Source organism: Delftia sp. PX-1 (genome assembly GCF_055797465.1).
The window spans coordinates 2,016,696-2,036,502 of record NZ_CP184763.1; the positions used below are offsets into that span (position 1 = coordinate 2,016,696).

Annotated in this window: 14 protein-coding genes, 2 tRNA genes and 1 pseudogene; 10 read left to right on the plus strand and 7 right to left on the minus strand. The window is 68.0% G+C overall.

All coding sequences use genetic code 11. The features are described 5' to 3' along the window. Positions 1 to 2 precede the first annotated feature (2 nt). Complete coding sequence (locus tag ACN20X_RS09375; protein WP_016454821.1) at positions 3 to 1,085, plus strand: AraC family transcriptional regulator; 1,083 nt, start codon at positions 3 to 5, stop codon at positions 1,083 to 1,085. A 4-nt stretch (positions 1,086 to 1,089) separates the two neighbouring features. Here the strand turns inward: ACN20X_RS09375 and ACN20X_RS09380 are convergent, their stop codons facing one another. The 3 genes and pseudogenes from ACN20X_RS09380 to ACN20X_RS09390 all read right to left on the minus strand — a co-directional run bounded on the left by ACN20X_RS09380 (position 1,090) and on the right by ACN20X_RS09390 (position 4,038). Beyond that, on the minus strand, positions 1,090 to 2,148 hold the full coding sequence (locus ACN20X_RS09380) for a beta-keto acid cleavage family enzyme (protein WP_126312797.1): 1,059 nt from the start codon (positions 2,146 to 2,148) through the stop codon (positions 1,090 to 1,092). Positions 2,149 to 2,205: 57 nt separating this feature from the next. Beyond that, positions 2,206 to 3,049 (minus strand): annotated as a pseudogene (locus ACN20X_RS09385) (TauD/TfdA dioxygenase family protein). Between the two features lie 20 nt (positions 3,050 to 3,069). After that, a complete protein-coding gene (locus ACN20X_RS09390; RefSeq protein WP_016454807.1) occupies positions 3,070 to 4,038 on the minus strand; it encodes a Bug family tripartite tricarboxylate transporter substrate binding protein in 969 nt (322 codons plus the stop codon). A 246-nt stretch (positions 4,039 to 4,284) separates the two neighbouring features. Between ACN20X_RS09390 and ACN20X_RS09395 the strand changes: the two genes are divergently transcribed. The 3 genes from ACN20X_RS09395 (at position 4,285) to ACN20X_RS09405 (ending at position 9,530) form a co-directional block, all read left to right on the plus strand. Beyond that, positions 4,285 to 5,505, plus strand: a complete 1,221-nt coding sequence (locus ACN20X_RS09395; RefSeq protein WP_016454806.1) for a porin — start codon at positions 4,285 to 4,287, stop codon at positions 5,503 to 5,505. Positions 5,506 to 5,589: 84 nt separating this feature from the next. Next, the gene (locus ACN20X_RS09400; protein WP_016454805.1) at positions 5,590 to 8,124 is read left to right on the plus strand and encodes an ABC transporter permease; all 2,535 of its coding nucleotides are present in this window, start codon (positions 5,590 to 5,592) and stop codon (positions 8,122 to 8,124) included. Between the two features lie 218 nt (positions 8,125 to 8,342). Continuing rightward, positions 8,343 to 9,530, plus strand: coding sequence for an IS481 family transposase (locus ACN20X_RS09405; protein WP_473210533.1), 1,188 nt, complete (start codon positions 8,343 to 8,345; stop codon positions 9,528 to 9,530). A 352-nt stretch (positions 9,531 to 9,882) separates the two neighbouring features. On the opposite strand, the gene ACN20X_RS09410 is transcribed toward ACN20X_RS09405, so the two are convergent. Both ACN20X_RS09410 and ACN20X_RS09415 read right to left on the minus strand, forming a co-directional pair. Beyond that, positions 9,883 to 10,185, minus strand: coding sequence for a hypothetical protein (locus ACN20X_RS09410; RefSeq protein WP_232357016.1), 303 nt, complete (start codon positions 10,183 to 10,185; stop codon positions 9,883 to 9,885). A gap of 661 nt (positions 10,186 to 10,846) precedes the next feature. After that, positions 10,847 to 11,728 carry a LysR family transcriptional regulator gene (locus tag ACN20X_RS09415; RefSeq protein ID WP_016454804.1) on the minus strand — a complete coding sequence of 294 codons (882 nt, stop codon included), beginning with the start codon at positions 11,726 to 11,728 and terminating at the stop codon, positions 10,847 to 10,849. Between the two features lie 205 nt (positions 11,729 to 11,933). Between ACN20X_RS09415 and ACN20X_RS09420 the strand changes: the two genes are divergently transcribed. Further along, positions 11,934 to 13,448 (plus strand): MFS transporter, encoded by a 1,515-nt coding sequence (locus tag ACN20X_RS09420; RefSeq protein ID WP_080649893.1) that lies wholly within the window; start codon positions 11,934 to 11,936, stop codon positions 13,446 to 13,448. A 39-nt stretch (positions 13,449 to 13,487) separates the two neighbouring features. Further along, a complete protein-coding gene (locus tag ACN20X_RS09425) occupies positions 13,488 to 13,889 on the plus strand; it encodes a group II truncated hemoglobin (RefSeq protein WP_016450756.1) in 402 nt (133 codons plus the stop codon). Between the two features lie 80 nt (positions 13,890 to 13,969). Here ACN20X_RS09425 and ACN20X_RS09430 read toward each other — a convergent pair whose 3' ends face one another. Next, the gene (locus tag ACN20X_RS09430; protein WP_016454802.1) at positions 13,970 to 15,391 is read right to left on the minus strand and encodes an NAD(P)/FAD-dependent oxidoreductase; all 1,422 of its coding nucleotides are present in this window, start codon (positions 15,389 to 15,391) and stop codon (positions 13,970 to 13,972) included. Between the two features lie 334 nt (positions 15,392 to 15,725). On the opposite strand from ACN20X_RS09430, the gene ACN20X_RS09435 reads away from it, so the two are divergent. Beyond that, positions 15,726 to 16,124, plus strand: coding sequence for a nuclear transport factor 2 family protein (locus ACN20X_RS09435; protein ID WP_016454801.1), 399 nt, complete (start codon positions 15,726 to 15,728; stop codon positions 16,122 to 16,124). 124 nt (positions 16,125 to 16,248) lie between these two features. Then, entirely contained in the window at positions 16,249 to 17,691 is a 1,443-nt protein-coding gene (locus tag ACN20X_RS09440; RefSeq protein WP_016450754.1) for an amino acid permease, read from the plus strand. A gap of 47 nt (positions 17,692 to 17,738) precedes the next feature. Here the strand turns inward: ACN20X_RS09440 and pdxR are convergent, their stop codons facing one another. Continuing rightward, positions 17,739 to 19,268: a MocR-like pyridoxine biosynthesis transcription factor PdxR gene (gene pdxR, locus ACN20X_RS09445; protein ID WP_473210534.1), complete on the minus strand. Its 1,530-nt coding sequence runs from the start codon at positions 19,266 to 19,268 to the stop codon at positions 17,739 to 17,741. Between the two features lie 183 nt (positions 19,269 to 19,451). On the opposite strand from pdxR, the gene ACN20X_RS09450 reads away from it, so the two are divergent. Both ACN20X_RS09450 and ACN20X_RS09455 read left to right on the plus strand, forming a co-directional pair. Continuing rightward, positions 19,452 to 19,528, plus strand: a tRNA-Arg gene (locus ACN20X_RS09450). A gap of 160 nt (positions 19,529 to 19,688) precedes the next feature. After that, positions 19,689 to 19,765: transfer RNA gene (locus ACN20X_RS09455), tRNA-Arg, on the plus strand. Positions 19,766 to 19,807 lie beyond the last annotated feature (42 nt).

Here is a 19,807-nt window from a genome sequence, read left to right on the forward strand (position 1 = left end):
CCATGCAGACCCCTGCGCTCCATGCCTTCGGCACCGTGGCCGCAGGCCGCAGGCCCGTCACCTGCGGCCTTATCCGCAGTGCCAGCCTGCATGGCTATGCCGACCTGGTGAAAAGCCTGGGCCATGATCCCGCCGTCCTTGTGCGCGCGGCGGGAATGTCGGCGCGCCTGCTCGACGACCCGGAGACGCTGATTCCCATCCATGCCGTGCGCGAGCTGCTGGAGGTGGCCGCGCGCACCACGGGAACGCAGGATTTCGCGCTGCGCCTGGCGGCGCGGCGCAGCCTGTCCCACCTGGGCCCCATCAGCCTTGTGCTGCAGCAAGAGCCCACGCCGCGCCAGGCGCTGGACACGCTGTGCCGCTACCTCAAGCTGCTGAGTGCAGGCATGTTCGTACGCATCGAGGACGCGGGCTCCGGGGTGCTGGTGCGCCAGGACCTGGTGCCCATCGCGGGCATGGCCATGCGCCAGTCCATGGAGCTGGCGGTGGGCGTGATGTTTCGCGTGCTGCGCGAGCTGATCGGCGCCCAGTGGCGCCCGCAGCAGGTCAGCTTCGTACACCGTGCACCGGCCGATGCGTCGGCCCACCGTGCCTTCTTCGGCGTGACCCCTTTGTTTGACCAGCCTTTCAACGGCATGGTCTGCCGCCTGGCGGATCTGCAACTGCTGCGCGAATGCGGCCAGGCGCAGGGCTCGGGCGTTGCGCGCTTTGCGCGAAGCCATCTGGAGCAGGCGCTGCGCAGCCGGGGCGAAGGCATGCAGGCGGCCTGCAGGGAGCTGATCATTGCATTGCTGCCGGGCGGCCGCTGCACGGCCCAGCAGGTGGCGCGCCACCTGGGAATGGACCGCCGCACGCTGCACCGCCGCCTGCTTGCGGAGGGGCAGACTTTCTCGGCACTGCTCGACACCCTCCGCAGGGAACTGGTGCTGCGCCATCTGCAAGACGGTGGCCAGCCCCTGAGCGAGGTGGCGGGCCTGCTGGGGTTTGCCGCGCCCAGCGGCTTTTGCCACTGGTTCCGGGCCGCTTTCGGCGCCAGCGTCTCGGACTGGCGCAGGCGGGGGCAGGGACGGGTTGGCGAGGCCTAGTGCGTCAGGCGGTCTTGCGCAGAAATCCCTGGTTGCCGCCGTTGCGGTTGGGCGCGAAGCCGTTGGCCGCCAATGTCTCTTCGGCGGTGTCGTAGAACACGCCAATCTTGCTGATGGCGCGCGCCTGTTGCGCCGTGGCGATGGGGCGGCCGAACTCGCGCGCGATGCGCACCAGCTGTTCGATCTGGGAGACCGTGCTGGCCTTGGCGCTGCGCGACTGGTTCCACAGGCAGTCCTCGGTGCCGCAGCGCACGTGCAGGCCCATGGCGATGCCCATCATGTTCACGGGCAGCACGTTGCGCACATTGCTTTCCACGGTGAGCACGGCGCCGTCGGGCACGGCGCGCACGAAGTGGGCCAGGCTGTAGATGCTGGGCGCGTCCATGCCGCCGCCGATCGCCACCCAGTTCATCACCAGCGGGCCCTTGTAGATGCCCCGGCGCATGAGCCGCTCCACCGACTCGAAGCTGTTGATGTTGTAGCACTGGAAGGCGCTCTGGATGCCGGCGGCGGACAGGCGCCGGATGTGCTCCTCGGCCCAGCCGGGCTGGGCGGGCACGGTCATCTCCTTGTAGGCGTCGAAGATGGCGGGATTCTCGCGCGAGGTGCCCCTGAAGTCCGCGTCCTCGGCCTGCTCCGTCACGTTCATCTGCGAGGTATTGACGGTCACCGTGACCTGGTCGGGCACGGGCTCCAGCTCGGCCAGCATGTGGCGCGTGTCGTCGGACAGCCACTTGGCGGCCGCGCCGTCCGTCTCGGGAGCAAAGCTGATCGATCCGCCCACCTGGATGATCATCTCGGGCACGCGCGCACGCACGCCGGCGATCAGCTCGTTGAACTTCGACAAACGCTTGCTGCCTTTGCCGTCGAGCTCGCGCACATGCAGGTGCAGCACGGTGGCGCCGGCGTTGTAGCAGTCCACGGCCTTCTGGATCTGCTCGTCCATGGTCACGGGAATGTCTTCGGGGAAATCGCCGGGCAGCCAGCCCGGCGCATAGGGGGCCGCCGTGATGATCAGGGGCTGCTGGTTTTCGGGGAACAGGTGGCCATCGAGAAAATTCATGGGACGCTCCGGTGGGTGGGGGTGGGGGGTAGGTGTGGAAAGAGTCTGTGCAGGGCCTCAGCGCGGGATGTCGCCGACGATGCCCGCGCGCTCCATGCGGCGGGGCGCCGGGTAGTAGTCGTTGAGCGCGTAGTGCTGGGTGCTGCGGTTGTCCCAGACGGCCACGTCGCCGGGCTTCCAGGACCAGCGCACCTGGTATTCGGGAATCGTGGCGCGGCTGATCAGGTAGTTCATCAGCAGCGCGGCGCCGGGCGCCTTGTCTATGCCGTGGCGCACGTTCTCGGGCGTGCTGTAGTTGACGAAGTGGGTGCTGAAGCCCGCGCCCACGAACAGCAGCTTCTCGCCGGTCTCGGGGTGGGTGCGCACCACGGGATGCTCCACGGGCGGGTGCTCGCTGGCCAGCCGCGCGCGCCTCGGGCGCCATCACGGCACCGAAGGTGTGCTCTATGCCGGCCTTGGCGCGCAGGCCGTCGATGCTGCGCTTGATGCTCTCGGGCAGCTCATCGTAGGCCTTGACCATGTTGACCCAGATGGTGTCGCCGCCGATCGGCGGGCACTCTATGCAGCGCAGCACCGCGCCCATGGCCGGGTTGGGGCGCCACAGGCCATCGCAGTGCCAGGTGTTTTCGTAGCTGTGCGGATCGTCGCTGCGGTAGATGCGCACCAGGCCAGGGTGCTCGGGATCGCTGCCTGCCACGGGATGGTCCTCCAGTGGGCCGAAGCGGCTGGCAAAGGCCACATGTTCGGCGCGCGTGATGTCCTGGTCCCGGAAGAACAGCACGCGATGGGTCAGCAGCGCGGCGCGGATGTCCGCGAACAGTGCGGCGTCGCGTGCGGCATCGCCGAGATGGACGCCGGAGATTTCGGCGCCGATGGCGGGGGTGATCTGTCGGATCTGCATGGTCGGTGTTTCCCTGGAAGTCAGTTCGCGGTGATCTGGTATTTCTTCACGATGCCGGCGTTGCGCTCGGACATCTGGCGTGTCTCGCGCTGCAGCGCGGCGGTGTCGGTGAGCACCTCGGGCTCCAGCCCCACGTCGGAGAGCTTTTGCTGCACGGCCGGCGCGCTGGCCGCTTTCCCGATGGCGGCGCGCAGGCGTTCCATGGTTTCGGAGGGCAGGCGGGCGGGCGCGATCAGGCCCACCCAGCCGCGAAACTGCAGCTCGGGGTAGCCGAGTTCGGCGGTGGTCGGCACCTGGGGCAGGTGGCGCGAACGCCGGGGGCCGGAGAACGCGTAGGCACGCAGCTTGCCGGCCCTGATCAGGGGCACCGAGGTCAGCATGCCGTCGAACATGACGTCCACCTGGCCGCCCAGCAGGGCCTGCACGGCCGGCGGCGAGCCCGCGTAGCCCACGTGCTGCAGGTCCAGGCCCGCCTTGTCGCTGAGGATCAGGCCGGCGTAGTGCGACACGGTGCCGGGGCTGTAGCTGGCAAAGCTGGTCTGGCCTTTGCGTGCCTTGAGCTGCGCGAGCAGCTCCTGCATGTCCTGGGCGGGCTGGCTGGCCCCGGCCACCAGCACCACGCCCGAGCGGGCCAGCGAGGCCAGGGGCACCAGGTCCTTGAGCGGATCGAACGGCATCTTGATCACATGGGGGATCTCGGCCAGCAGATTGCTTGCGCCCACCAGCAGCGTCTGCCCGTCGGCGGGCGCCTGCAGCAGGGTCTGCATGCCCAGCAGGCCGCCCGCGCCCGGGCGGTTGTCTATCACCACGGCCTGGCCTGTTTCAGACGCGAGCTGCTGGCCCACGACGCGCGCCACGATGTCCATGGTGCCGCCCGGCGGTGCGGGCACGATGAGCCTGAGCGGCTGGCGGCTCCAGGCCGTGCCGGCGATGGCGATGGTGATGGCGCAGCCCGCGAGCAGCGTGGCGATGGCGTGGGGCAGTCTCATATCCGTGTCTCCTTGTTCCGTGTTCTGGCATCCAGTATCGAAAGCCCGCTGTCCCGGGACTTGCCATTGGGGGACAGGCATTTGCCTTGTTGGGACAAATCCATGGCAACCCTGACCAGGGCAACCCGCGCATGTCGTGAATTGCAAAGCCGTTGGCATGAACTGCCAAGAAGCGGCGCGATGGCTTTCCTAGAGTCGATTCGTGGCGCAGGACCGCGCCAGCCCCACGACGAACAGGAGACCTCCATGCCCCGACTTCACCCCCATCCCTGCGGCCTGCACGCGCTGGGCCTGCTGTGTCTGACAGGCGCGGCCGCCGCCCAGTCGCCCACCTCGGTCACGCTGTTCGGCGTGATGGACGCCGGCATCAGCCGCTACAGCGTGCGCAGCGAATCCTGGGACACGGGCCCCGCGCGCTCGGCGCGGCAAAGCACCTGGGCGCTGTCGCCCTCGGGCAACCTGGCCAGCCGCATCGGCATACGCGCCAGCGAAGACCTGGGCGGCGGCCTCATGGCCGGCCTGTGGCTGGAGGCGCCGGTGGCCAATGACACGGGCGGCGGCGCGCTCAACTTCGGACGGCGCGCCACCATCAGCCTGTCCGGGCGCCTGGGCGAGCTGCGCATGGGACGCGACCACACGCCTTCGTTTCTGAACGACTGGGCCTTCGACCCCTTCACCGTCAACGGCGTGGGCACCAACCTGATCGCCGTGGTCAACAGCAACCTGGCCATCGCCCGCGCGCTGGCCACGGGCGGCCTGCTGGGCGGCGGGCTGTCGGCGGGCACGGACACCTATCTGCGCGCAGGCAACTCCATCGGCTACTTCCTGCCGCCGGGCCTGGGCGGCGTCTACGGGCAGGCCATGTACGCCTTCCCCGAGAACAGCTCGAAGCGGGGGCGCTACGCGGGTGCCCGTATCGGCTGGGCCATGGGGGCGGCCGATGTGGCGCTGGGCTATGGCGAGAACACCCTGGGCACCTCGGGCGCCGGCGCGGAAAAGATCCGCTCGCTGAACCTGGGCGGCTCCTATGACTTCGGCCCGGTCAAGCTGTTTGGTGAATGGTCCGGCGTGCGCAACGAGCGGCGCGACGCCGGCACGCTGGCCGCCATCAACGACCGCTACCTGGGCGTGCTGGCCGGCGTGAACATCCCCGTGGGCCAGGGGGCGCTGCGCGCCTCCTATGCACGTGTGCAGTTCAGGAATGGCCAGGGCCTGGCCGACGGCGATTCCTCGGTGAACAAGCTCGCCCTGGGCTATGTGCACCCGCTGTCCAAACGCACGGCGCTGTACGCCACGGTGTCACGCATCAGCGTGGGCAACGGGCGCAACAACCCGGGCGTGATGGGCGTGACGCCGCTGGTGGTCAGCAACCCGGCCATCCTGCCCCAGCCCGGCTACCTGACCACGGGCGGCATGCAGCCGGCCGGCGCGCTCGGGCTGGACCTGGGCCTGCGGCTGATGTTCTGAACGGCCGCGCCAATAGTCCTGAACGGCCGTGCCAATAGCCGTGGCGCCCGGGTGCCCATCTTCGCCTGCGCTAATCTGCGCGGCATGAATGGATCTTCTGCATGGACCTTGGGTTGGCGCACCCTGTGGCGCGACCTGCGCGCGGGCGAGTTGCGCCTGTTGATCGTCGCCGTGATGCTGGCCGTGGCCGCGCTCAGTTCGGTGGGCTTTTTTGCCGACCGGCTGCAGGCGGGGCTGCAGCGCGATGCGCGCCAGCTGCTGGGCGGCGACGTGGTCGTGGTCGGCGACAACCCCACGGCGCCGGCCTTTGCCGAGCGCGCACGCGCCGAAGGGCTGCAGGCCCTGGAGACATCCAGCTTCCCTACCATGGCGCGCGCCAGCGACGCGCAAGGCGGCATGAGCCGCCTGGTGGCGCTCAAGAGCGTGCCCGAAGGTTATCCGCTGCGCGGCAGCCTGCGCGTGGCCGATGCCCCCGGCGCGGCCGACCGGGCCACGCGCGAGATACCGGCGCGGGGCGAGGCCTGGGTCGATGCGCCGCTGCTGGAGTCGCTGGGCATAGGCGTGGGGGACATGCTGCTGCTGGGCGACGCCCAACTGCGCGTGGCGCGCATCATCTCCATCGAGCCCGACCGGGGCGCGGGCTTCATGAACTTTGCGCCGCGCGTGATGATCGCCTCCGCCGACCTTGCCGCCACAGGCCTGGTGCAGCCGGCCAGCCGCATCACCTACCGCCTGGCCGTGGCCGGCGCGGGTGATGGCTCCGAGCCGGCCGTGCAGCGCTACCGCGTCTGGGCCGAGCAGCAGGCCAAGGCGCCCGGCGTGCATGGCGTGCGCGTGGAGTCGCTGGACAGCGGCCGCCCCGAGATGCGCCAGACGCTGGACCGCGCCGAGAAGTTCCTGAGCCTGGTCGCCCTGCTGGCGGCGCTGCTGTCGGCCGTGGCCGTGGCCCTGGCTGCGCGCGGCTTTGCCAACAGCCACCTCGACGCCTCTGCCATGCTGCGCGTGCTCGGCCAGAGCCAGCGGCGCATTGCAGGGGCCTATACGGTGGAGTTCGTGCTGGTCGGCCTGGCCTCCAGCGCCGCTGGCGTGCTGCTGGGCTGGGCCATCCACCATGTCTTCGTGCTGCTGCTGGCCGGGCTGGTGGAAACCGCCTTGCCCGCACCGGGCCTGTGGCCTGCCGCCTTCGGCGTGGGCATGGGGCTGACCCTGCTGCTGGCCTTTGGCCTGCCGCCCGTGCTGCAGCTGGCGCGCGTGCCGCCGCTGCGCGTCATGCGCCGCGACCTGGGCGCGCTCAAGCCTGCCTCGGTGGTGGTGCTGGCCGTGGGCGTGGCCGGTTTTGCGGCGTTGCTGCTGGCGGCCAGCCGCGACATCAAGCTGGGCCTGATCGCCGTGGGTGGCTTTGCCGTGGCCGTGCTGCTGTTCGCGGCCCTGGGCTGGCTGGCCGTGCAGGTGCTGCGCCGCCTGGTGCACGAGAGCACGGCGCCGCGCTGGCTGGTTCTGGCCACGCGCCAGATCGCCGCGCGCCCCGCCTATGCCGTGGTGCAGATCAGCAGCCTGGCCGTGGGGCTGCTGGCGCTCATGCTGCTGGTGCTGCTGCGCACCGACCTCATAGGCAGCTGGCGCCAGGCTACGCCGGCCAATGCGCCCAACCGCTTCGTCATCAACGTGCAGCCCGAGCAGGCCGAAGGTTTCCGCGCGGCGCTGGACAAGGCTGGCGTCACCTCCTATGACTGGTTCCCCATGATCCGGGGGCGTCTGGTCACCGTCAACGGCAAGCCGGTCAGCCCCGACGACTTCAGCGAAGATCGCGCCAAGCGCCTGGTGGACCGGGAGTTCAACCTCTCCACCACGGCGCAGGCGCCCGCGCACAACCTGATCACGGCGGGCACCTGGACGCCTGGTGCCAAGGGTGAGATCAGCGTGGAGGACGGCATTGCCGAGACCCTGGGCCTCAAGCTCGGCGACACGCTGGGCTTCGACGTGGGCGGCGTGCCCAGCGAGGCGCGCATCACCAGCCTGCGCAAGGTGGACTGGGGATCGATGCGGGCCAACTTCTTCGTCATCTATCCCGTGGACCACCTGGACGACGTGGCCGTCAGCTACCTGGCCGCCTACCGCGCGCCGGACGTGGCGGGCTTCGACAACGCCCTGGTGCGCGAGTTTCCCAACATCACCAACGTGGACCTGAGCACCACGCTGGCCCAGGTGCAGCGCGTGCTGGACCAGGTGATACGCGCGGTGGAATTCCTCTTCGGCTTCACCCTGGCCGCCGGCCTGGTCGTGCTCTTCGCCGCCGTCACCGCCACGCGCGAGGAGCGCGCCCGCGAGTACGCCATCATGCGCGCCGTCGGTGCCCAGGCGCGGCTGCTGGCGCAGGTGCAGCGCGCCGAGCTGGCTGGCGTGGGCCTGCTGGCGGGTTTCCTGGCCAGCTGCGCGGCCGGTGCCGTGGGCTGGGCCCTGGCGCGCTGGGTGTTCGAGTTCAACTGGACCGTGCCCTGGTGGGCTCCGCTGGCGGGGGCTGTTGCCGGGGCCTTGCTGGCCTGGATGGCGGGGTGGTGGGCGTTGCGGGAGGTGTTGAGGAGGCCTGTGATGGATACGTTGAGGCAGGTGGCTGAGTAGGTCTTTGGGTTCTGTTTTTTGTCCCTGCCGGGTGGTTGTTTTTCGAGGCCGGGGTTCGGCCCGGCAGCCGACTGCCCTTTCTTGATTCGCCAAGAAAGGTCAGGTCAAAGAAGGCGACCGGTACGACTCACACTCATAGGTGACACATCAGTACAAGGACATGGGTAACAGATCCAAGCTTGGCAGCTGGAGCCAACAGCAGCCAAGGAGCGATCACCATGCCCTGGAAGGAGTGCGCACCCATGGACGAGAAACTGCTCTTCATAGCCGACCATCTGCGCAGTGGCGTGCCGCTGAGCGAGCTGTGCAGGCGCTACGGCATCAGCCGCAAGACGGCCTACAAGTGGGTTGAGCGTTACCGCCAACTGGGCATGGATGGATTGCAAGAACGCAGTCGCAGGCCCCACGGGAACAATCAGGCGATCAGCTATGCACAGCGCCGGGCCATCATTGAGCTGCGCACGCAGCAAAGGTCACAGATGGGGCCCAAGAAGCTGCACGCTTTGCTCCTGCAGCGCTGGGGCCCACAGGAGACACCCAGCAAAACCACCATCTACAACGTGCTGAAGGCTGAGGGGCTTGTTTGCAGCAGGCGTGTACGCAGACGCTCGGTGCCTACGGCCCAGCCCTTGCGAACGAGCAAGCAGCCCAATGGGGTGTGGAGTGCAGACTACAAAGGCCAGTTCAAGACAGCCGATGGTCACTGGTGCTATCCATTGACCATCATGGACCACGCCAGCCGCTATTTGCTGGCCGTGCATGTCTACGACAGCCCCAACTACGAGGATGCCAAACGCAGCTTCGAACAGGTGTTTCGGCAATACGGACTGCCCGAGCGCATACGCAGTGACAACGGTCCGCCGTTCGCGACTACTGGCGTGGCGGGCCTGTCACGCCTGGCGATATGGTGGATAAGGCTGGGCATCAGGCCGGAGCGCATCGAGAGGGGCAAGCCACAGCAAAACGGTCGCCACGAGCGGATGCACCGCACGCTCAAGCATGCCCTGGGCAAAGAGCCTGCGGCGGACAAAGCGGCATTGCAGATGCAGCTCGATGCCTTTGTGGAGCACTACAACCAGCAGCGCCCGCATGAGGCCTTGCAGCAAAGCATGCCGGCCCAGCATTACAGCGACTCGACCAGGCCATACCCCTCAAAGCTACCGGAGCTGCAGTACCCGAAGCATTGGGAAAGGGTTCGAGTCAGCCACAACGGCCTGATCTACTGGCGAGCGCTGCGGGTCTACATAGGCTACCTGCTGGCGGGGCAGTGGATCGGGATGCAGGAGGTGGCCGCTGGCCAGTGGGATGTGTATCTGGGGCCGGTGCGACTGGGCTGCTTCAACGAAGAGGATGTGCGAGGACCCCAGAAGGACTATGTGAGCTTGAAGTGTTACCCATGTCTGTGAGCTGAGTTGTTACCCATGTCCTTGACACGTACACCCCAAACTGTCCACGACCCTTCGCTTCGCTGCGGGCGACCTGCGTTGGGCGGGATGCGGGGTGCGCCGTGAAACTCGTTGCGCGCTGCGCGCTCCACTCAAACATCACGGCGAGTCAGATGACGAAGCAGCCCTGTCCTTCGGCAGGGCTGCCACCCCGCATCCCGCCCAACGCAGGCGTGGGCAGAAGGGGGGAGGCTGGGGAACAGCCAATAGCCAATAGCCAATACCCAACAGCCGACTGCCGGAAATACAAAACAGCCGATGCGCCATTGTTGCGCTCGGCTGTTTTTCGTGGGCTGAGGCTACTGCTTCATGCCTAGGGCTTGGCGGTGTTGCGCAGGAGATAGATCTCGTCTTCCACGTAGGTGGCCAGCCGCTCGGCGCTGTGCTGAATGGTGCGCAAGGCGTTGGTCACCACGTCCGTGTCGCGCAGGCCTTCGGGCGATAGCAGCCATGCCTGGGCGAGCTGGGAGATGGAGGAGACCTCGTTGCAGCCCATCTGGACCATTCGGTTCACCTCGGTGATGGAGAAGTTCAGCTGCGTGGTTCTGGCGCTGGTGGATCGTGTTTCCTGCTTCATGGCCTGGCCCTGCAGGTGACGGTAACCAGGATGGGACATATGGCGTGCATGGTTTCGCTCTCCTCTGTGAGATGGAAGCCACCCGCTCCACGTTTTGAAGCGCGAAGAAGGTGGACGGGATGTTCAAAACACGTACAGAGCCGTGCGGACGCCCTTGCGGGTAGCCCCATCCCGTCCGTAACCGCAGGGACGTGGGCAGGTACCCACGGTCCGATGATCCAGACGTGACAAGGCCTCGCTGACGGGGAGGCTGTACCGCTCTATAAAGGTGTTTTGAAGCACCAGCCCCTGAACAGGGGGCCGGTCGAAATGATAGAGGCTTTGGACGACGAGCGCGCCCAAAAAATGGCCGAGCGAAGCGAAGGCCCGCACCAACTCCCCGTATGTCAGCGCCTGCGGCGTGGCGGTTGCGGGGTTGCAGTCCTGCCGAAGGACAGGACTGCTTCGTGATCTGACTCGCTGCGGTTGTCTGAGCGGCGCGCGAAGCGCAAAGCGAGTTCCGCAGCGAACCCCGCAACCGCCACGACGCAGGTTGCCCGCAGCGAAGCGGAGGGTCGCGGACATTCGGGTCGCCTTCTTTGATCTGACCTTTCTTGGCGAATCAAGAAAGGGCAGTCGGCCGCCGGGCCGAGACCCGGCCTCGAAAAACAACCACCCGGCAGGGGCAAAAAAAGGCGACTCCGGCGGGCAGAGAAACAACTCAGCCCTCCTTGAACAACCTCTCCCCCACAAAATCCACAAACGCCCTCACCTTGGGCGACAACTGCCGGCTCGACGCCCACAGCGCCGAAAACTGCCCCGTGTGCGTCAGGTCCTCCGCCAGCACCCGCTGCAGTTCGCCACGCCCCAGTGCATCGCGCGCCAGGAAGTCCGGCATATAGGCCAGCCCCATGCCCGCCACGGCCGCGCCCAGCATGGCTTCCATGTTGTTGCAGACCAGGGCGGCGGGCAGGTGGGGCGGCATGCCGGGCAGCACCCATTCCTCCAGCTTGCCGCTGCTCAGGAAGCGGTAGCGCAGGCAGCTGTGCTGTGCCAGCTCGGCGGGGGATTGCGGTATGCCCCGTGCCGCCAGGTAGTCGGGCGAGCCGGCCAGGATGAAGCGGAACGGCCCCAGCCGGCGCGCTACCAGGCGCGAGTCGGCCAGTTCGCCGCTGCGGATGACCACGTCCAGGCCGGCCTCGACCACGTCCACCAGGTGATCGTTGAAGTCCAGGTCCAGGTCAACCTCCGGGTACAGGGCCTGGAACTCGGGCAGCACAGGCAGCAGGAAGCGGTAGCCGATGGTGGGCAGGCTCACGCGCAGCCGTCCGCGCGGCGCCTCGGCGGCGGCCTGCATGGTGGCGCGCGCATCGTGCAGTTCATCCAGGATGCGGCGGCAGCGCTCATGGAACAGCGCGCCTTCCTGTGTGAGCCGCACCTGGCGCGTGGTGCGCTGGAACAGGCGCAGGCCCAGTTGCTGTTCCAGCCGCGCCACGTTCTTGCCGACGGCCGAGGCCGAGATGCCCAGGGCGCGCCCGGCCTCGGCAAAGCTCAGCAGGTCGGCTGCACGCACAAAGGATTCGAGTCCGCTGAAGCTGTCCATGTCGATTGCCAACCTGGGGTTGGGAGTGTGGGGAGTCTGGCGCCTATTTTCACGGCATTGCAGCGCTTTTATCGTTCATGCATGCCTGGCCATGTGCGGCCGGGAAATTGCGAAAGCCTTGCCAACCATGTCCTCCTGCCTGACTTCTTCCCGCGCACCGGGTGCGCTCCACGGCACAGCGCGACCGCATGCATCCCCGGTCTGGGTGCTGTTGTCGGTGTGCCTTGCCGCGCTGGCGATGCCCCTGAGCTTTACCGGGCCGGCCGTGGCCCTGTCTGCGCTGCGCGAGGCGCTGGGCGGCGGGCCGCTGGCGCTCAACTGGGTGACGAATGCCTTCATGCTGAGCTTTGGCGCCACGCTGATGGCGGCCGGCGCGCTGGCCGATCTGCACGGGCGGCGGCGCGTTTTCCTGACCGGGCTGGGCGTGGTGCTGGCCAGTGCGCTGGCCCAGGCCTGCCTGGGCGGGCAGGGGGCCATCGTCGTGTTCAACCTGCTGCGTGCGCTGCAGGGCCTGGGCGCGGCGGCCGCGCTGGCGGGCGGCACGGCGGCGCTGGCCCAGGTGTTCGACGGGACGGCACGCATGCGTGCCTTCAGTGGCGTGGGCACGTCGTTCGGCGTGGGCCTGGCCTTCGGTCCGTTGCTGTCGGGCTGGTTGCTGGGCGTGGCGGGCTGGCGCGGCGTGGTGCTTTGCGTGGCCGCCGTGGCGCTGGCCGCGCTGGTGCTGGGACTGCGCTGCATGCCTGAGTCGCGCAATCCGCAGGCGCAGCGGCTGGACCGGGCCGGTGCGCTGCTGTTCACCGCAGCCCTGGCGCTGCTGACCTGGGGCGTGCTGCAGGGGCCGGAGGCGGGCTGGTCCAGCGCTGCAACGCTGCTGCCGCTGGCCGGCGCCGCGCTGGCGCTGGCGGCCTTTGTGGCCGTGGAGCGGCGCGTGCAGCAGCGCACGGGGCAGCCCATGCTGGACCTGTCGCTGTTTCGCTATCCGCGTTTCGTTGGCGTGCAGTTGCTGGCGGGCGCGCCGGCCTATGCCTTCGTGGTGCTGCTGGTGCTGCTGCCGGTGCGCTTCATCGGCGTGGAGGGCATGGCGCCGCTGCAGGCGGGGCAGCTGATGTTTGTGCTGTCCCTGCCCATGCTGTTCGTGCCGTTGCTGGCGGGCTGGCTCACACGCTGGATCTCGGCCGCGCTGCTGTGCCTGGCGGGGTTGCTGGTGTGCGCGGCGGGCCTGCTGTGGCTGGGCGGGTGCGCGCCGGGCACGGCCTTTGCGCAGATGGCGCCCCCGCTGCTGCTGATAGGCCTGGGCATCGGGCTGCCCTGGGGTTTGATGGATGGCCTGGCCGTGAGCGTGGTGCCCAGCGAGCGCGCGGGCATGGCCACGGGCATCTTCAGCACGGTGCGCGTGGCGGGCGAGGGCATTGCGCTGGCGTTGGTGGGCGCGGGCCTGGCGGCGCTGCTGTCATGGCGGCTGTCGGCACTGGCTGCACCACTGGCGCCGCAGGCGCTGGCGGCCACCGGCCCGGCCGCGCAGTTGCTGGTGACGGGTGATCTCGCCGGCGCGCTGTCGCTGCTGCCCGGCCTGCCTGCATCGGCCGTGCTGGCCGCGTATGGCCAGGCCTTTTCCACCTTGCTCGATGTGCTGGCTGGCATCACCGTGCTGACGGCGCTGGGCGTGTATGCCTTCTTGCGGGCCGGCACGCACGCAAGCACGGACATTGCACATGCCTGACAATCGCGGGTTTCACTCAGCCGCCAGCCGCTTCCAGTCATGTCCGAGGAATCCCAGAACAACGCGCCCCAGACCCCCTATGAATGGATCGGCGGCGAGCCCAGGGTGCAGGCCCTGGTGGACCGTTTCTACGATCTGATGGACCTGGAGCCCGGCTATGCCGAACTGCGTGCCGCCCATGGCAGCACCCTGGCCGACGCGCGCCAGAAGCTGTTCTGGTTCCTGTGCGGCTGGCTGGGCGGGCCTGACCATTACCAGGAACGCTTCGGCCATCCGCGCCTGCGCATGCGCCACATGCCGTTTTCCATCGGCATCCTGGAACGCGACCAGTGGGTGGCCTGCATGGACCAGGCCATGGGCGAGACCGGCGTGCCCGAGGAGTTGCGCGTGCGCCTCAAGGCCAGCTTCATGAACACGGCCGACTGGATGCGGAACCGGTAGCAGCTGGCTGCCCCCGGCGCTGCTGAAAAAAAGGGCCGGCCCCCTGCAGGAGGCCGGCCCAAGCAGCAAACGGTTGGGGTTCAGAGCTTTTCGTCGCGCATGTAGTACCAGTGGTACAGGAACCGCTGCCCCAACCGGCGAAACGGCGCAAACGCGGGCGAGCGCACCATGTTGAAGACGTTCGGATACTCCAGCTCCGAGTTGTAGATGGGCAGCTCGAAGGTCTTGCTCTGGCGCCCCGCGATGCGCTCGGCCATGCGACGGCCCGCGTGGGCCGAGAAGGAGACGCCGTTGCCGCCATAGCCCACGGCGTAGAAGATGCTCTGGCCCGGGTCGGGCTGGAAGACGCGCGGCATCATGTCGTGGCTCACATCGACCCAGCCCCACCAGGAGTAGTCGATGGTGATGCCCTTGAGCGCCGGGAACTTACGGTGCAGTCCGTCCACCAGCTTGGCCATGTGGATGGGGTTGGGCGCATCGGCACCCGTGACGGCGCTGCGGCTGCCGATCTGCACGCGGTTGTCGGGCAGGCGGCGGTAGTAAAAGCGCAGCGTGCGCGTGTCGGTGATGACCTGGGTGGTCTTGAAGCCCGTGGCCTCCAGCTCCTGCTCGGTCAGCGGCCGCGTGACCAGCGAGTTCGAGAGGATGGGCATGATCTTGGAGCGCAGGCTGCCATGCAGGGCGTTGCTGGTGTAGCCGCCCGTGGCAAAGCCCACGGCGCGCGCCCGCACGGTGCCGCCGGGCGTGCGCAGGTGGTGCACGCCGTTGCGCGTCTCGACGCCCAGCACCGGGCTGGCCGGGTGCACCTTGACGCCCAGCTCCCGCGCCTTGCGCAGGTAGCCGAAGGCCAGCTTGAGCGGGTGCACGCCGATGCCGTCGGGCTCGTGCATGGCGCCGTGGCTGTCGGCATCGTTCACATAGTCGCGGCGCAGCTCCTCGGGGCTGAGCATGCGGGCGTCGTAGCCGAAGACCTCGCGCATGATCTGGGTCTCGTTGCGCAGGAAGTCGAGTTTCTTTTCGCGGTGGGCGATGTAGAGGTGGCCGCCGGGCTGGGGCTCGCACTCGGGGAATTCGGCCACCAGGTCCTTGAAGGTCTGGAAGCCCTCGCGGATCTCGGCGTCGAGCTTGAGCGCCACGTCCTTGCCCCAGCGCGCGATCCACTGCGAGCGGTACAGGCGCCCGCTGGCGTTCTGGCCCTGGCCGCCATTGCGGCTGGTGCAGCCCCAGGCGGTCTGGTTGGCGTCCAGCACCACGGCGCGGATGCCGTGCTCGCGCGCCAGGAACAGCGCCGTGGCCAGGCCCGTGAAGCCCGAGCCGACGATGGCCACGTCCACGTCCATGTCGCCGGTGACCGGGCCGTCATCGTCTGGCGGGCGTCCCGCCGTGCCGACCCAGTAAGTGGGCGCATAGCCCGTGCCGTGGCCCGGGTTGGCGGCCACCAGCGGGTCGTACTGAGGGTCGTAGGGACGCAGGTGGCTGGGGCGGATGTCCTCGGCTTTCATGGCGGATGTCTCCTGGTGCGGCGGCTTGGGATCTGCCGCTTTTTGCTATGGATTCGGTGGAATGGGGCCAATGCCGGCGAGCCCTGCAAGGCGGTGCACCGACGATGGAATCAGCATAGCCAGCAGGCCATGGAGCCAGTTAGCGCCACAGCCCAGCTTTCGATAGAGCCAGCGGCGGCCGGTGCGCGCGCCTGGACCTAACGATTGATGGCATCTGGTTCTAACGGGTCCGTGTGCCTGCTACCTACCATGGCCCATCGACATTTCGATGACGCGGCGCGGCGGCCCTGCCCGGGCCCGGCGCCGTGGGACCCACCACAGACAAGGAGACAGCATGAGCGCAGACACCAACCCTCCCGACGCACAGTTCCTGGCCCGCTTTGCCGAGGCCTGGAACCGCCACGACATCGAGGCCCTGATGGGCTTCATGGCCGATGAATGCGAGTTCCACGCCGTGGCCGGGCCCGATCTCATGGGCCGCAGCTTCATCGGCCGCCAGGCCGTGCGCGAGGGCTTCCAGATGGCCTGGCAGGCCTTTCCCGATGCGGCCTGGCTCGATGGAGACCACTTCGTGCAGGGCGACCGTGGCGTGTCCGAGAGCACCTTCAAGGGCACCAAGGCCGACGGCCTGCGCGTGGAAGCGCGCATGGTGGATGTCTTCACCTTCAAGGACGGAAAGATCGCCGTGAAGAACGCCTTCCGCAAGGACCGCCCGCCGGTGGCGGCCGCCTGACGGCGCGGGGCCTTGCGGCCCCGTGCCACCGGGAACACCGGATACGCCACGGCAAGGCGCGCACCTGCGCAGCCACCACAACAGAGCATCAGCCGTGGCGCCTGAATAAAACAGGAGACAAGACATGATCGGAAATCAGCACGCCTCTTCACCGGGGCTTTCGCACGGGCTCAAGGAACGCCACATGACCATGATCGCCCTCGGTGGCGTCATCGGCGCCGGGCTGTTCGTGGGCAGCGGCGTCGTCATCAAGTCGGCCGGGCCGGCCGCGATTCTTTCCTTCCTCATCACGGGCCTGCTCGTGGTCCTGGTCATGCGCATGCTGGGCGAGCTGGCCTGCTCCATGCCCGGGGGAGGCTCGTTCTACGAGTTTGCGCGCGAGGCCTGGCGCGACCGCCCCGGCGTGGGCCGGCTGGCAGGCTTTCTGACGGGCTGGATGTACTGGTACTTCTGGGTCATCGTCGTGGCGCTGGAGGCCGTGGCCGGAGCCGACCTGGTGCGCTACTGGCTGCCCGATGTGCCCAACTGGAGCATCAGCCTGGTGCTGCTGGTGATGCTGACGCTGACCAACCTGGTGTCGGTCAAGTCCTTTGGCGAGTTCGAGTTCTGGTTCGCCTCCATCAAGGTGGCGGCCATCGTGGTCTTCCTGTTCGTGGCCGGCGTCTACGTGCTGGGCCTGACGCCCGCCTCGCAGGGCATGCACTTCGGCAACCTCACCGGCAACGGCGGCTTCATGCCCAACGGCATCGTGCCCGTGCTGACCGGGGCGGTGGCGGCCACGGGCTTTTACTTCGGCGCCGAGATCGTGACCATTGCCGCCGCCGAGACGGCCGAGCCGCAGAAGGCCGTGGCCAAGGCGACCAACTCGGTGATCACGCGCGTGCTGGTGTTCTATGTGGGCTCCATCTTCCTGGTGGCCTGCCTGGTGCCCTGGAATGCGGGCGGCATTGCCACGCCGTATGTCAGCGCGCTCAACACCATGGGCGTGCCGGCCGCCGCGCAGATCATGAATGCCATCGTGCTGACGGCCGTGCTGTCGGCGCTGAACTCGGGGCTGTATGCGTCATCTCGCATGCTGTTCGCGCTGACGCGGCGCGGCGACGCGCCCCAGGCGCTGGCCAAGGTCAGCCGCAATGGCGTGCCCACGCGGGCCATCCTGGTGGCCACGCTGTTCGGCTACGGCGCCGTGGTGATGTCCTATGTGTCGCCCGACAAGGTGTTCGCCTTCCTGGTCAACTCCTACGGCACGGTGGCGATCTTCGTCTACATCCTGATCGCCATCTCGCAGCTGCGCCTGCGCGCCCGGCTGGAGCGCGAGGCGCCCCACCAGCTCAAGGTGCGCATGTGGTGCTATCCGTACCTGACCTGGTTCGCCATCTTCGGCATGCTGTCCATCGTCATCGCCATGGCCTTCATCCCCGAGCAGCGCACGCCGCTGGCGCTGGGCGTGGCCAGCCTGTGCATTTTGCTGCTGGCCTACGCCGTGCGGCAGTTCCTGCAGCGCGGCGTGGCGCCCGTGGTGACATCGCTGTCCGAGGCTGCGCGGCCCGAGCCGCAGAAGTACTGACCCAGGGGCGACGGGGCCGGCAGGGCCGGTCCCGGCCATTCCTGGCGTTACTTCTCGGGCTGCTCCTCACGGATCGCATCGGCCAGGGCCTTCACGCCCTGGCCGATGTCGTTGGCGGGTATGGATTGGTAGCCCATGCGCATGTAGCTGCCGGGCGTGCCCGGGCGGGCGAAGAACACATCGCCGGGCTCGATGAGCACGCCGTGCGCGGCGGCACGCTGCGCCAGGGCATCGACAGGAATGTGGTCGGGCAGTTGCACCCAGCACGAGCCGCCGCCGCGCACGGGCGTGATGCGGCAGCCGGGCGCATGCTCGGCCATGGCGGCCGTGAGGGCTGCGTGCCGCTCCTTCTGCGCCTGGGCCAGGCGCCGCTGCTGGGCCTCGTAGTGGCCCAGGGAGATGAACATGGCCAGCGTGCGCTGCACGAAGGTGGCGGGGTGGCGGATCATGAGCCGGCGCAGTGCGCGCAGCTCGCGGATCAGCTCGGGCGCCGCCACGATGTAGCCCACGCGCAGGCCCGGCGCCAGGCTCTTGGACAGGCTGCCCACGTAGATCACGCGGTTGCTGCGGTCCAGGCTCTTGAGCGCCGGAATGGGCTGGCCGTCGAAGCTGCTCTCGCTCTCGTAGTCGTCCTCGATGAGGATGATGTCGTGCGCCTCGGCCATCTCCAGCAGCGCCTCGCGCCGGGCCAGCGGCATGGTCACGCCCGTGGGGCACTGGTGGCTGGGCGTCACGTAGAGGTAGTCCAGCTGGCGCAGCAGCGGCGTGACCGGCAGGCCCTGGCCGTCCACCGGCAGCGGGATGACCTGGGAGGTGCGGCTGCTGAAGATGTTGCGCGCGTCGGGGTAGCCGGGCTCCTCGATGCCCACGGCCGTGCCCTCGCGCATCAGCAGGTCGGCCACCATGTAGAGGGCGTGCTGCGCACCCACGGTAATGATCAGCTCGTCGGCCGAGGCCCAGACGCCGCGGCGCGGCAGGATCTTGGTCTGCACCTGCTGGATCAGCATCTCGTCGTCGCGCGCGATCTGGTCGGGCGCCCACTGGCGTATGTCCAGCACGCCCAGGGCCTTGAGGCAGCATTCGCGCCAGGCGGCCGTGGGAAACAGCTCCTTGTCGAACTGGCCGTACAGGAAGGGATAGGGGTAGCGCTGCCAGTCCTCTTCCTTGACGATGCTGCGCTGCTGGCTGGGCAGCAGCCACAGGCGCCGCGACCAGTCGGTGCGGCGGCCTTCGCCAGGGGTGCTGCTGGCCGCAGCGCCGCCCGGCGTGCGCCCCTTGAGTACATCGGGATGGATGAAGTGGCCCTTGCGCTGGCGGCTCAGCAAAAAGGCTTCCTCGGCCAGCTGCTGGTAGGCCAGCACCACGGTGATGCGTGCCACGCCCAGGTGGCGCGCCAGCTCGCGGCTGGAGGGAATGGATTCGCCGGGTGCGAGGATGCCCGAGAGGATGGCATCGACCAGCATCTCGCGGATCTGGCCCTGCAGGCTCAGGGCAGGGCGGGCGCTGCGGCGAAACAGCTGCCCCCACATGGCGCCCTCGGGCGGTTGCGGCTGCGTGGCCGCGCGCTTGTCTGTCATGTCTTGTCGTTTCCGCCGCTGCGGCGGGCCGCTCGCTGTGTTTGTCTCCCGCGCAGGTGCAGGGCAGGGCCTGCATCCGCGACCGGCCAATATAGGCCAGCGCGGTGCGCCACGGGGCCCGGAGTTTGCGATGGTTGCAATTTTTGCGGAGAGGCCGGAAATTGATATACAATCGTTGTCTTGGCGGCTGTAGCTCAGCTGGATAGAGTACTTGGCTACGAACCAAGGGGTCGTGGGTTCGATTCCTGCCAGCCGCACCAAAACGACAAGCCTCAGAACTGCAAAGTTCTGAGGCTTTTTCGTTTCAGGCGCCTCGCACGGAGGCCGTGGCCATGGTTCAGGCGCTGGTCAACGGTTATTTTTCGATATTTTCATGGTTTTCCGTAGGCGTTCAAAAAGCACGCTATAATTCGAAGCTTGGCGGCTGTAGCTCAGCTGGATAGAGTACTTGGCTACGAACCAAGGGGTCGTGGGTTCGATTCCTGCCAGCCGCACCAAAACGACAAGCCTCAGAACTGCAAAGTTCTGAGGCTTTTTCG